Here is a 13,279-nt window from a genome sequence, read left to right as displayed (position 1 = left end):
CCCCGCTTCCCCGCTCCCCCTCACTCGATCCCGGCGAGCCGCTCGACGGCCGGGGCGGCGAAGGTCTCCATCCATCCCGAGGTCTCACCGAGGCGCGGCGCGAGGATGACGGTGTCGAGGCCGAGCTTGGCGTAGCCCTCGATGTCCCGGGTGAAGGCGTCCAGGTCGCCCGCGGTGACCGGCTCGGCGCCGTACGCGATGGTCTTGCGGATGCTGTCGTAGTCCCGGCCGACGGCGTCGCAGTGACCGCGCAGCACCTCCAGCTTGTGCCGCAGCTCCTCCGGGGAGGAGGGGATGAGGTTGCAGGCGTCGGCGTACTGGGCGACCAGGCGCAGGGTCTTCTTCTCGCCCTGGCCGCCGATCATGATCTCGGGGTGCGGGGTGCTCACCGGCGCGGGCACGCAGAGCGTCTCGGCGAGCCGGTAGTACCGGCCCTCGAAGGGACCGTCGTTCTCCGGGTCCCACATCTGCAGACAGATCCTGAGCGTCTCCTCCAGCCGCTCGAAGCGCTCCTTGAGCGGCGGGTAGGGCACGCCGAGGCCGTGGTGCTCACGGTCGTACCAGGCGGCGCCGATGCCCAGGGTGGCCCGGCCGCCCGACACCACGTCCAGGGTGGTGGCGATCTTGGCGAGCAGCCCCGGGTGCCGGTACGTCACACCCGTCACCAGGGCGCCGAGCCGCACGGTCGAGGTGCGGCCGGCGAGGTAGCCGAGAGTGGTGTAGGCCTCCAGCATGGGGTCCTCGGCGCCACCGTTGAACTCCATCTGGAAGTAGTGGTCCATCACCGAGACCCAGCTGACGCCCGCCGCCTCGGCCGCGGCACCGGCGGCGGCGAGTTCGGCGCCGAGGGCGGGTCCACCGCCGGGGTGGTTGAACCGGTTGATGTGCACGCCCACGCGCATGACCGTTCTCCGTTCCGCCTTGAGGTTCCGCGCTGGAGTTCCGCGCCGGAGTTCCGCGCCGGTGTTCCACACTGGTGTTCCGCGCCGACGTTCAGCACCGGTCGTCCGCATCCGCACTGACCGTCGTCCGCGACCTCGACGCTAGATCCTGGAGCGCGCTCGAAGTCAAGCCCTGGCTCCGGCGGCCCGGCGTGTCCGCGCGTGCTTCCGGACAGGCACCCGCCGGACGGCGGGGAGCTTCCGCCGACCGGCGGCCCCCGGTCAGCGCACGACCGCCCGGATCATGGGCATACGAGCCGCAGAACCCCACATCGAGGAGCCGCGATGACCGCCGTACCGCCCCCGTTCGACCCCGAACTCGCCGCCGCCCTGGAGCTGATCAAGGACGCGATCTCTCCGTCGTTCACGATGGCGGACATCACCGAGATCCGGCAGGGCCCGGGGATACAGCTCCTGGCCGAGCTGGACCTCACGATGGACGGCGCGTTCGACGTGGAGGACCGTACGGTCCCCGGCCCCGCGGACGCCCCCGAGATCTCGCTCCTGGTCTGCCGCCCGGTCGCCCCGGCAGCCTCCGGTCCGCTGCCGGTGATCTACCACGTGCACGGCGGCGGCATGGTGCTCGGCAACAACCGGGTGGGCGTGGACGCCCCGCTGGCCTGGGCGAAGGAGCTGGGCGCGGTGGTGGTGTCGGTGGAGTACCGGCTGGCGCCCGAGCATCCGCACCCCGCACCGGTCGAGGACGTGTACGCGGGCCTGTTGTGGACCGCGGAGCACGCGAAGGAGATCGGCGGCGACCCGGAACGGATCGTGATCGCGGGTGCCAGCGCGGGCGGCGGCCTCACGGCGGCGCTGGCACTTCTCCTGAGGGACCGTCAGGGTCCCTCCGTCATCGGCCAGATGCTGCTCTGCCCGATGCTCGACGACCGCAACGACACCCCCTCCAGCCACCAGATGAAGGGCGTCGGCCTCTGGGACCACACCTCCAACGAGACCGGCTGGACCGCCCTGCTCGGCGAGCGCCGGGGCGGACCCGACGTCTCCCCCTACGCGGCCCCGGCCCGCGCCACCGACCTCACGAACCTCCCCCCGGCCTTCCTCGACGTCGGCTCCGCCGAGACCTTCCGCGACGAGACCGTCGCCTACGCCTCCCGCATCTGGCAGTGCGGCGGCGTCGCCGAACTCCACGTCTGGCCCGGCGGCTTCCACGGCTTCGACGGCTTCGCCCCCCAGGCCGCCGTGTCCCGGTCGGCACGGGCGGCACACATGGACTGGCTGCGGCGGGTGCTGGCGCGCTGAGAACCGGTCGGGCCCGCGGTCAGCGCGGGCCCAGGCCCAGTTGGCCGCGGTACGGCGGCCGGGGGCCGGCGGCGGCCGTGATGGCGGTGCAGGTCGGGTGGGTGGGGCAGGGGGTGGTCGGGGTGAGGAGGGTGTTGGAGGTGAAGTGGAGGTGCTGGGGGTCGCCGCAGTCGGGTGCGGGGGGCCAGGCGCCCGGGTAGGGGCGGCGGGCGAGCCAGGTGGGGACCTTGTCGTCCCAGTAGTTGCCGGTGTAGCGGATGTTGCGGACGGGGCGGGTGCTCAGTTCTCGCTGCAGCCGCCGATGGAGGCGACGTAGTCGTGGACGACGTTGTCGCGGACGGTGACGCGGTTGCTGGTGTCGTCCGTGTAGATGCCGACGTTCCAGACGGCGCCCGGGCTGTCGGTGACGGCGTTGCCGGCGACCAGGGCGCCGTCGGCGTAGGAGGGGCCCTGGTCGCCGCGCAGGTAGATGCCGCCGCCGTCGGCCAGCAGGCGGTTGGTGGCGAACACCCGGTTGCCGAGGACGCGGGTGCGGCGGGTCAGGCCGCGCAGGTCCTCGCTGGGGCCGGAGAGGATGCCGGTGTACGGGACGTGGTCGACCTGGTTGTGGGCGATGAGGGTGTCCTGGGTGGCGCTGTTCCAGACGGCGGAGGCGGCCCGGTACTCGGCGCCGATGTGGTGGATCCAGTTGTCCGTGATCCGGTTGCCCGCGTTCGTGCCGCGGGTGGCCGGTGGCAGGACGCCCAGTGTGATGCCGCCGTCGGAGATGTCCGTGAGGACGTTGCCGGTGACCGTGGTGTGCGAGGTGCCGGCGGTGAGGGCGAGGCCCTGGGCGCCGAGGTGGACGAAGCGGTTGCCGGTGAGGGTGATGCGGTCGGTGTACCGGAAGGTGACGTTGCCGGGGACGGTGAGGGCGGTGATGTCGCCGCCCTGGCCCGGATGCATGTACATGCTCCAGGCGGCGGCGAACCCGGCCGGTCCGTTCGGTGCCAGCCAGGTGGCGTGGGCGAAGGTCAGGCCGCGGAGGGTGAGGTCGTGGAGCGGGCGGGAGGCAGCGGTCCCGGTGCCGCTGAGCAGGGTCTGCAGGGTGGGGGCGATGGCCTCGGTGCGGGTCATGTCCTCGCCCGCGCGGGGGCGGTAGAGGAGGGTGTGGTGGCCGGGGCGGGAGCGGTCCAGGTACCAGGTGCCGGCCCGGGTGAGGAAGTCGGGGGCGTTCTCGACGTCGTGGGTCCGGGTGAGGGCGTCCGCACCGTAGAGGGTCCGGGCCAGCCGCCAGCAGGGCTGGTCCATGGTGATCGTGGTCCTGGCGGGGGTGGTCGCGGATACGGAGACCGCCTTCACGCCGCAGCGGCCTTCCGCGTAGTCGTACCGGTAGACGACTTCGAGGTCGGCGGGGCGGTGCCAGGACAGGGGCAGCCTGCTCGTCGTGGTGTAGCCGGTGGCGGTCGGGGTGAGTGAGCCGGGCAGGGGTGCGCCGAGGGACGCGCGTGGGGCCCGGTGGCCGTCGACGTAGAGCTGGCGGGTCTCCAGGCTGCCCACGTCGGCCTGCCAGACGCCGGGGCGGCCGGGGGCGTGGCGCCAGCCGGTGACCGGCCGCCCGCCGCTGAGCGTGACCGGTTCCTGGTGTGCGGTGCCGTAGCCGTACGCCTGGTAGACCACCCGGTGGCCGTTGCGGCCGGAGTCGGCGGAGGTCAGGCGAAGGGGGGAGGTGAGGCGGTAGGTGCCGGCGCGCAGGTTCACCGTGACGTCCGAGGTCATGCGCGGGGCGACGGCCCGAACCGCGCGCTGGGCGCGGGCCGGGGTGGCGAAGGGGCGGTCGAGGGTGCCGGGCCCGTGGTCGTCGCCCCAGGGGGCCACGTAGAGCTGGGTGGTGGGTGGGTGGTGCGGGGCCGGCGCGCCGGCCGTCGATGCCAGTGCGGCCGCCACGGCCAGGGCGGCGGCCGCACTCCCCCGTGCAGTCCTCATGTCTCGTGCCTCCCGCTCGTCGGATGGACCCCATCGTCGGGCGGGTGTGGTTGCGGGCGCGTCGGCCGATCGTCTGTGCCCGGGCGTCCTTGGTCCATGCCTCGGCATCTTTGGTCGCCGTTCACGCACCGGAGGGAGGCGGAGCGGGGCCGGGCTCAACCCCCTTTCGCCGAAGCCTTCTTGATCGCCTCCCTGATCCTGGAGCAGGTGCCGCAGCGGCAGACGTTCTCGATGGCGACGATGTCGGCGTCCGCCGGGCCGCGGGGTGCGTTCGAGGAGGGCGGCGGCCGCCATGATCTGGCCGGCCTGGCAGAAGCCATGATCTGGCCGGCCTGGCAGAAGCCGCACTGGGCCACGTCGCAGACCAGTTAGGCGGTCTGCCGTTGAGGACGAACCGCTGGGAGGGGCGGGGGCACCCGCGGGTTGCCTGCCGTGCCGGGCTCTGCTCGCCGGAGCGTTGGATGGCGCATCATGGCCGTATGAAAGAGCTGGCGGGGCGGCTGGCCGCGGTGGACCCGGATGCCGGGGCCGCCGTCGCGGTCATCGCCTACTTCGACCGGCTGGCCGAGACCCGGGCCGGTCTGGAGGCGCTGGTGCGCGGTGCCGCCGTGCTCGCCGGGTGCCCGGCGCGGCTGGCGGACGAGGAGCGGCGGGTCCGGATGCGGGTGGAGCCGGACGGCCGGCGGACGGACGTGGTGGGCGCGCCCAGGCCCGGGTGGCCGGGTACGCCGTTGGTGCCGGGCGGGCCGCCGGCGCTGTGGCTCGAGCGGGCCGGGGCCGAAGGGCCGAGCGTCGTCGACGCGGTGATCCTGGAGCGGGCCTCGGCGGCCGTGCGGTCCGTGCTCGACCGCACCCGGGGGCGGGCTCCGGGACCGCCGGTGGACGACCCCGCGCTGGTCGAGACCGTTTTGGACGCCGGCGCCCCGCTACCGGCCCGGCTGCACGCGGCCCGCAGGCTCGGCCTGGACACCGCCGACCCGGCGGCGCGCTTCCGGGCGGTGGCGGTGGCCGGTGGACCACCCCGGATCGTCGCCGACGGCCCGGCCCGAAGCGCGCTGGACGGGTTGCCCCGGGGCGTGGTCGACGGCGTGCCACCGGCGGTGCCGGGGGGACGTGCGGGCGTGGGCACGGCGGTCGCCGTCGCGGACCTCCCCGAGTCCTGGGCGGCGGCCCGTACCGCGCTGCGGTTCACCTCCGACGGTGGCGCGCGGGAGCCCGGCGGCCCACCTGTCGTGCACGCCGACGACCTGGGCGGGGTCGCGCTGCTCGCCGATCTCGTCGTACCCGGGGCGGAACCGGCGCCGGACGTCCGCGCGGTGCGGGCCGCCGCGGCGGACGCGCCCTGGATGCTGCGCACGCTGCACGCGGTCGCGTCGACGGGGAGCCTGCGGGCGGCGGCCGCCGGCATCAACGTCCATCACTCCACGCTCCAGGACCGGTTGACGCACGCCGAGCATCTGCTCGGCTGGCCGGTGCGCACTCCGCAGGGCCGGTTCCGGCTGCAACTCGCCCTCACCATGCACCACCTGATGGACAGCCGGTAGGGGTCAGTAGACGTCCCGGACGTAACGCCGGTCCGCGGCCAGCTGTTTGACGTACGCCGTCGCCTCGTCCTCGGTCAGTCCGCCGTGCACGGCGGCGATGTCCTTCAGGGCCCGGTCGACGTCCTTGGCCATCCGGGAGGCGTCGCCGCAGACGTAGAAGTGGGCGCCGTCCTGAAGCCAGGACCACAGCAGCGGGCCGTGTTCGCGCATCCGGTCCTGGACGTAGACCTTGGCACGCTGGTCGCGGGAGAAGGCGGTGTCGAGGCGGCTCAGGGTGCCGTCGGCGAGCAGGGCGGTGAGCTCCTGCTCGTAGTAGAAGTCGGTGGCCCGGTGCTGTTCGCCGAAGAACAGCCAGTTGGGGGCGCGGTGGCCGCGGGCGCGGCGTTCCTCCAGAAAGCCGACGAACGGCGCCACGCCGGTGCCGGGGCCGACCATGACCATGGGGGTCGCCGGGTCGGCCGGCGGCCGGAAGTGCGGGGAGCGCTGGACGTGCACCGGGACCGGCGTGCCGGGTTCGGCGTCCGCGAGGAACGGCGAGCAGACGCCCTGCCGGGGCCGGCCGTGCAGGTTCTCGTAGCGGACGACGGAGACGGTGAGCGAGACCTGGTGGGGGTCGGTCAGCGGGCTGGACGAGATGGAGTACAGGCGGGGCTGGAGCCTGCCGAGGACGTCCGCCCACTCCTGGGCGCCGGCCCGGATCCCGAACTCGGCGACGACGTCGGCCGCCTGGCGGCCCCAGGACCACTTGGCCAGCTCGTCCTTGTTGTCGGGGCGCAGCAGCTTGCGCAACTCCCGTGGGTCACGGGTGCGTTCGGCGGCGAAGCGGAGCAGGTCGGGGGTGACGCGGGTGATGTCCAGGTGGCGGGCGAAGGCCTCGGCGAGGGGGATCTCACCGACTCCGTTCACCTCCACGGCGGTTGCGGCGTCGAGACGGGTGAGGTCCAGCCATTCCGCCACCAGGTCGGCGGAGTTGAGGGGACGGACGCCGAGTGCGTCGCCCGCCTCGTAGACCAGTGGGGTCTCGCCGTCGCGGGTGTCGAAGGTGAAGCGGCGGACCTCCTTTCCGGCGCCGGGCAGGCTGAGCAGCCGGTTGCCGACGAGCCGGGCGGTGGTGGGGGCCGGGCGCCGGGACCTGGCGGGCCCGGGGGCGGAATCCGTCGCGGCGGCAGACGGGGGCTCGTCCTTGAGGGCGGAGAGCACCTGGTCCAGCCAGGCCTCCGCCTGCGTCTCGTAGTCCGGCTCGCAGTCGGTGCGCGGCGTGATCCGGACCGCGCCGAGCTCGTCCATCCGGCTGTCCAGGCGGCGCCCGTGCCCGCAGAAGTCGTCGTAACTGGAGTCGCCGAAGGCCAGCACGGCGTACCGGCGGCCTTCGAGGCGCCCGGCGTCGAGGGCGGCGAGGCCGTCCCAGAAACCGGCGCCGTTGTCGGGGGCGTCGCCGTCGCCGAAGGTGCTGGTGATCAGGAGCAGGTCGGCGCCCGTGGGCAGGGCGGACGGGTCGGCCTGGTCCATGGCGACGAGGGAGGCCGCGTGGCCGCCCGCGGTGAGGCGCTCGGCGGCGGTGGCGGCGAAGTCCTCGGCGTTGCCGGTCTGCGAGGCCCACAGGACCACCACCTGGCGGCCGGGCGTGGGCAGGGGGGCCGGGGTCGCGGCGGACCGGGAGTACATGCCGGCGAGGGTGCCGTTGACCCACAGGGCGTGCTCGGGGCTGAACGGCGCGTCCGGCGGCAGCACCGGGATGCCCGGGGCGCCGACCGGGACGCCGGCGAGGAAACCGAGCAGGTACTGCCGTTCGGTCGCGGTGAGGACCGGCGGCGGGGCGGGGTCGAGGCCGAACACCGAGGCGGCGGAGGGCGGCGGCACCGCCGTGGGCGCGGCGGCGGCAACGGGTACGTCGACGACGGCCGGGGTCTCCTGCGCGCCGGGCACCTGCACGCTCACCGGCGTGGCCACCTTGGTCAGCGACACCGCGCACACCTTCAGCTCGGGCTGGAACGACAGGGGGTCCACCGCGTCGCTGGTCACCGCGTTGACGCTGAGGTACTCGCCGAACAGGTCGTTCCAGTGGAAGGGCGCGAAGCAGGTTCCGGCCAGCACCCGGTCGGTGACGACCGCGGGCAGCACCGCACGGCCGCGCCGTGAGGCGACCTCCACGGAGTCGCCGTCGGCGAGACCGAGCGCGGCCGCGTCCTCGGGGTGGACCTCGACGAACGGGCCGGGGTTGAGCCGGTTCAGCTTGGCGACCTTCGCGGTCTTGGTCAGGGTGTGCCACTGGTGCTGGAGTCGGCCGGTGTTCAGGACGAACGGGTAGTCGTCGTCGGGCATCTCGGCGGGGTCCAGGTGCGGCCTGGCGTGGAAGACGGCGCGCCCGGAGGCGGTGGCGAAGGTGAGGGAACCGTCGGGGCCGAGGTACCGGACGGGGTTGCGGTCGGGGCCGTCGGCGGTGGCGGCCGGCCACTGGACGGGGGCGGCGCGCAGCCGGTCGTAGGTCACGCCCCGCAGGTCGTAGCCGGTCTGCGGGTTGTGGAAGCGCTTGATCTCCTCGAAGACCTCCTCCGCGCTGTCGTAGGAGAAGCCCTCCTCGTACCCCATCGCGCGGGCCACACCGGCGATCAGCCGCCAGTCGGCGGTGGCCTCGCCGGGCGGGTCGGCGGCCGGGCGGGCGAGGGTGAGGTTGCGCTCGCTGTTGACGAGGACGCCCTCGGTCTCGGTCCACAGGGCGGCGGGCAGGACGACGTCCGCATAGGCGTTGGTCTCGGTGTCGGTGAAGGCGTCCTGGGTGACGACGAACTCGGCGGCCTCCAGGCCCTCGATGACGGTCCTGCGGTTGGCGACGGAGGCGACCGGGTTGGTGCAGATGATCCAGCAGGCCTTGATCTCGCCGTCGGCCATCTTCCGGAACATCTCGACGGTGCCCTTGCCGACGCCGTCGGCGCGGATGGCCCCGGGCGCCAGCCCCCACTGCTCCTCGGCGAACGCCCGGTCGGCGTCGACGAGGACCGACCGCTGGCCGGGCAGCCCCGGTCCCATGTAACCCATTTCGCGGCCGCCCATGGCATTGGGCTGGCCGGTGAGGGAGAGCGGGCCGCTGCCGGGGCGGCAGATCTTCCCGGTCGCCAGGTGCAGGTTGACCAGGGCGTTGGTGTTCCACGTGCCGTGCGTGGACTGGTTGAGGCCCATGGTCCAGCAGCTGGTCCACTCCCCCGCCTCGCCGATCAGCCGGGCGGCCGCGCGCAGGTCGGCCTCGGGGATGCCGGTGATGTCGGCGACGGTGGCGGGCGGGTAGCCGGCGAGGAACTCCGGCATCGCCTCCCAGCCCTCGGTGTACGCGGCGATGAAGCCGGGGTCGGTGTGCCCGTTCTCGTGGAGCAGGTGGAGCAGGCCGTTGAGGAGGGCGAGGTCGGTGCCGGGTCTGACCTGGAGGAACAGGTCGGCCTTGGCCGCGGTGGCGGTGCGGCGCGGGTCGACGACGATCAGCTTCGCGCCCGCCTTCACCCGGTCCATCAGACGCAGGAAGAGGACGGGGTGGCAGTCGGCCATGTTGGCGCCTATGACCAGGAAGACGTCCGCCCGGTCGAGGTCCTGGTACGAGCCGGGGGGGCCGTCGGCGCCGAGCGAGAGCTTGTAGCCGGTGCCGGCGCTGGCCATGCACAGCCGGGAGTTGGACTCGATGTTGTTGGTGCGCAGCCACCCCTTGGTGAGCTTGTTGGCGAGGTACTGGGCCTCCAGGCTCATCTGACCGGAGACGTAGAGGGCGACCGCGTCCGGGCCGTGCTCGTCGACGATCGCCCGCAGCCGCCGCGCGGTCTCGGCGACCGCCGCGTCCACGGCCGACGGCACCGCCTCCGCGCCCCGCTCGGGCCGCAGCAGGGCGGTGGTCAGCCGGCCGGGCGCGGCGAGCATGTCGGCGGTGGTGGCGCCCTTCGTGCAGAGCCGGCCGAAGTTCGCCGGGTGCTCCTTGTCGCCGGACGCCTTCAGGACGGTACGGCGGCCGTCCGGGCCCCTGCCGATGTCCAGGACCATGCCGCAGCCGACCCCGCAGTACGAGCAGACGGTCCGCACCCTGCCGGTGTCGGTGCTGCGCGAGTCCGGCGCGGCCACGGGCGCCCCCTGTTCCTGCTGGTCAGCCTCTTCCGTCCGGTCCCGACGGTAGGTACGGCTGATTACACCGGCGTCACCGCTCCCGATCAACGGGGGTTAAGGCCGCCGCACAGTCGCGGTCCCGGCGATGTGAGCGACGGCGCCCGCGATGCCGGCCGGAGCGGTCCCGGGATGCGCCGTGCCGGGACCTGTTGCACGATGAGGGCGGCCGAGGGAGGGGGCAGGCGAGGAGGACCGGGTGGACAGGAGCACCTCCTCACGAGGACGGGCCGCACCGGCACCGCCGGTCGCACCGACGACACCCACGGCACCCACGGGAGCGACCGGACCGACGGGAGCGACCGCACGGGACACACCGGGGTCACCGGGCGCTCGGGATGCCCCGAAGGCGCCGGTCGCGCCCCTCGCGCGGGGCACACCGGCTCCGGCCGATGCGGACGCACCCCCCGCCGGCATCGGCTACGTCGACATGCTCCGCGGCATCGTCGAGGACGCGGCCGTGGGCTTCGCCGTGCTCGGCACCGATCTGCGCTACCTCTACGTCAACCCGCACATGGCCCGGGCCACGGGCGTGCCCGCCGCGGCCTACCTGGGCCGCACCCAGCGCGAGGTGCTGCCCCACCTCAAGCGCCCCGACCAGGTACTGCGGGACGTCATCCGCGACGGACGGCCCCGCGAGGCCGTCGTCACCGGCCGCACCTGGGTGGACTCGCCGTACCAGGTCCGGGAGTGGCGGTGCGTCTACCACCGGCTCGTGGACGGCACGGGCCGGGTGGTGGGTGTGGCCGCGGTGGGCCTGGAGATCAGCGAGCCGCAGCAGTACGTGTACGAGCTGGAGCGCGCCCACCGGCGCCTCGCGCTGCTGGACTCGGCCGCGTCCCGGATCGGCACCGGCACCGATGTCGCCGGGACCTGCCGGGAGCTGGCGGAGTTCGTCGTACCGGAACTCGCGGACGCGGCCGGGGTGGAGCTCAGTCCGCCGGACACCGTGCCCGCGCGGCGGACGCCGACCCGGCTCGCGGCGTACGCCACCCGTCCCGGGCTGGTCACCGGTCTCGCGGCCCTCGACGCGCGCGGCGAGCTGGTCGGCTGGCCGCGCGGCACCGGGACCCGGCGGAACCTGGCGGCCGGCCGGATCTGGCGGCGCAACGCGATCACCGCGGCGCAGTGGCGGTCACTGGTCCCGCGCTGGGCGCCCGCCCAGGCGTGTCTGACCGCCCGGGTCCACTCGGTGCTCCTCGCCCCGCTGGTCGCGGACGGCCGGGTGCTCGGCATCCTGCTGCTGGCCCGGGCCGGGGACTCCGCGCCGTTCTCGAACGAGGACGCCACGGTGGCCCGCGAACTCGCCGCCCGCGCCGCCCGCGCCCTGGACCGCGCGGTCCGCTTCGAACGCGAGCACACCATGGCCCTGGAGCTGCAGCGGGCCCTGCTCACCGAGCCCGGCCAGTTGCGGCAGCACGGAGGTGTGGAGACCACGGCCCGCTACCGGCCCGCCGACGACGGCTCGATGATCGGCGGCGACTGGTACGACGTCCTGGCGCTGCCCGACGGCCGGACGATGCTGGTCATCGGGGACGTGATGGGCCACGGGGTGGACGCGGCGGTGGCGATGAGCCACTACCGTTCGACGCTGCGCGCGCTGGCCCTCGCGGGGCTCTCGCCGCGCCGCATCCTCCAGCACGCGGACCGCATGGTCGCCGACTCCGGCTTCGAGCGGGTGGCCACCTGCTTCCTCGCGCTCGGTGACCCGGACGTCGCCACGCTCACCTATGCGAGCGCCGGCCACCTGCCGCCGGTCTGGCTCACCCCGGAGGGCGAGATGCAACTGGTCCCGGTGCCGGTCGGCCCGCCGCTGGGCAGCGGAATCGGGCGCTACGAGCAGGGCGTCGCCCCGGAGAGCGGCGGGGTGCTGCTCCTGTACACGGACGGTCTCGTGGAGCGGCGCGGCGAGGACATCGACCGCGGTCTGGCCCGGCTGACGGGGCTGTCGCTGTCCCCCACCGATCCGCTGGACAAGATCGTCGACACGGTCCTCGCGCACCTCGCCGCCGGTTCCGAGGACGACATCGCACTGCTCGCGGCCCGCGCGGTACGCGGCTGAGCGCACGCCGGTGAGCCGGGGCGCGCACCCGCCGTGCGGCGCACCTCTGGGCGTGCCTCGTCACCGTGCGGAGGCGTCCGGACCGGGCCGCCGGCCTCCCCGTGTACGAGCGGGTGGGGCCGTGGGTGCCCCCCCGGTAAGGCCTTCGTGGCGTCGGCCGCAAGTCGACCGCGGGTCTCAGTCGTAGGTGAGGACCATGCGGAAGCGCGCGGCCCCGGTGAGCATCTTCTGGTACGCCTCGTCCGCCTGCTCCAGCGGTACGGTCTCGATCGTCGGGCGGATCCCGTGCAGGGCGCTGAACTCCATGGTGTCCTGCACGTCCTGCGCGGTGCCGGACGGATGGCCGCGGATCTCCCGCGCGGCCGTGAGCAGCTGGAGCGGACTGATCCCGAGCGGCTCGGGGTCGATGCCGATCACCACCAGCTCGCCCCGGGGTCCCAGCCCGTCCACGGCCGCCGAGATCGCCCGGGAGTTGCCCGCGGTGGCGAGCACGGCCTTGGCGCCGCCGAGCGACTGCAGGGCCTCCGCGACCGGGGTCTCGGTCGTGGAGTCGACGTAGTGGTGAGCGCCGAGCTGCTTCGCGAGGTCCGCCTTCTCGGCGCCGCGGGCGATGGCCACCGTCTCGAAGCCCATGGCCACCGCGTACTTCACGCCGAGGTGACCGAGGCCGCCGAGGCCGACGACGGCGACCAGGTCACCGGGCTCGGCCGGGCTGCGCCGCAGGCCGTTGAAGGTGGTCACGCCCGCGCAGCCGAGCGGCGCCGCGTCGGCCGAGGTCAGCCCGTCGGGGATGCGGGCCAGGGCGTCGACCGGCGCGATCACCTGCTGGCCGAAGCCGCCGTCGTAGGTCCAGCCGGGCACCTTCAGGTTCTCGCAGACGATGAAGTCACCCTGGCGGCAGGGCTTGCAGTGGCCGCAGCTGCCGCCGAACCAGCCGACTCCCACGCGGTCGCCGATCCGCCAGCCCCAGTCCTCGATGCCCTCGCCGAGCTCCTCGATCCGCCCGGCGATCTCGTGGCCGGGCACCACCGGGAACGTGACACCGGGCAGTGCGGCGGTGACGAAGAAGGTGTCGCTGTGGCAGATGCCGCAGGCCTCCACGGCGATCCGTACATGACCGGGGCCCGGCCTCGGCACGTCCCGCTCGACGATCTCGAACGGCCCGCCCAGGGCGGCCACCTGCGCGACTCGGTAGGTACTCATGCGTCTTCTCCGGGAACGGGTACGACGGGTAGGGGTCCGAAGCCCCCCTCTCCCAGCACACCAGTTCCGGACCGATCGCGCGCGTCGAGCCCCGCCCGACGCCGCCGCCCCCGCCTCCGGCGGTCAGCTCCCGACGTACTTCCGCAGCCAGGGCAGCACCAGCGCCC

8 protein-coding genes are annotated in these 13,279 nt (G+C 74.1%); 3 read left to right on the top strand and 5 right to left on the bottom strand.

The features are described from left to right. Positions 1–20: 20 nt before the first annotated feature. Positions 21–902 (bottom strand): LLM class F420-dependent oxidoreductase, encoded by an 882-nt coding sequence (locus ACZ63F_RS02125; RefSeq protein ID WP_469707829.1) that lies wholly within the window; start codon positions 900–902, stop codon positions 21–23. 324 nt (positions 903–1,226) lie between these two features. Here ACZ63F_RS02125 and ACZ63F_RS02120 point away from each other — a divergent pair, with 324 nt between their 5' ends. Next, the gene (locus tag ACZ63F_RS02120) at positions 1,227–2,201 is read left to right on the top strand and encodes an alpha/beta hydrolase (protein ID WP_469707827.1); all 975 of its coding nucleotides are present in this window, start codon (positions 1,227–1,229) and stop codon (positions 2,199–2,201) included. A gap of 279 nt (positions 2,202–2,480) precedes the next feature. Here the strand turns inward: ACZ63F_RS02120 and ACZ63F_RS02115 are convergent, their stop codons facing one another. Together ACZ63F_RS02115 and ACZ63F_RS02110 are read right to left on the bottom strand one after the other, a co-directional pair. After that, positions 2,481–4,166: a right-handed parallel beta-helix repeat-containing protein gene (locus ACZ63F_RS02115; RefSeq protein WP_469707825.1), complete on the bottom strand. Its 1,686-nt coding sequence runs from the start codon at positions 4,164–4,166 to the stop codon at positions 2,481–2,483. A gap of 155 nt (positions 4,167–4,321) precedes the next feature. Further along, positions 4,322–4,486: a hypothetical protein gene (locus ACZ63F_RS02110; protein ID WP_469707823.1), complete on the bottom strand. Its 165-nt coding sequence runs from the start codon at positions 4,484–4,486 to the stop codon at positions 4,322–4,324. A 159-nt stretch (positions 4,487–4,645) separates the two neighbouring features. Between ACZ63F_RS02110 and ACZ63F_RS02105 the strand changes: the two genes are divergently transcribed. After that, on the top strand, positions 4,646–5,710 hold the full coding sequence (locus ACZ63F_RS02105; protein WP_469707821.1) for a helix-turn-helix domain-containing protein: 1,065 nt from the start codon (positions 4,646–4,648) through the stop codon (positions 5,708–5,710). Positions 5,711–5,713: 3 nt separating this feature from the next. Here the strand turns inward: ACZ63F_RS02105 and ACZ63F_RS02100 are convergent, their stop codons facing one another. Further along, a complete protein-coding gene (locus tag ACZ63F_RS02100) occupies positions 5,714–9,730 on the bottom strand; it encodes a molybdopterin-dependent oxidoreductase (RefSeq protein ID WP_469709291.1) in 4,017 nt (1,338 codons plus the stop codon). Positions 9,731–10,277: 547 nt separating this feature from the next. Between ACZ63F_RS02100 and ACZ63F_RS02095 the strand changes: the two genes are divergently transcribed. Beyond that, a complete protein-coding gene (locus ACZ63F_RS02095; protein WP_469707819.1) occupies positions 10,278–11,909 on the top strand; it encodes a SpoIIE family protein phosphatase in 1,632 nt (543 codons plus the stop codon). Positions 11,910–12,086: 177 nt separating this feature from the next. Here ACZ63F_RS02095 and ACZ63F_RS02090 read toward each other — a convergent pair whose 3' ends face one another. Continuing rightward, positions 12,087–13,112: an alcohol dehydrogenase gene (locus tag ACZ63F_RS02090; RefSeq protein WP_469707817.1), complete on the bottom strand. Its 1,026-nt coding sequence runs from the start codon at positions 13,110–13,112 to the stop codon at positions 12,087–12,089. Positions 13,113–13,279: the final 167 nt, after the last annotated feature.

It is taken from the genome of Streptomyces sp. NPDC104761 (assembly GCF_055583445.1).
The sequence above is the reverse complement of the archived record's forward strand: the minus strand, read 5'-3'. Positions and strand labels throughout refer to the sequence as shown.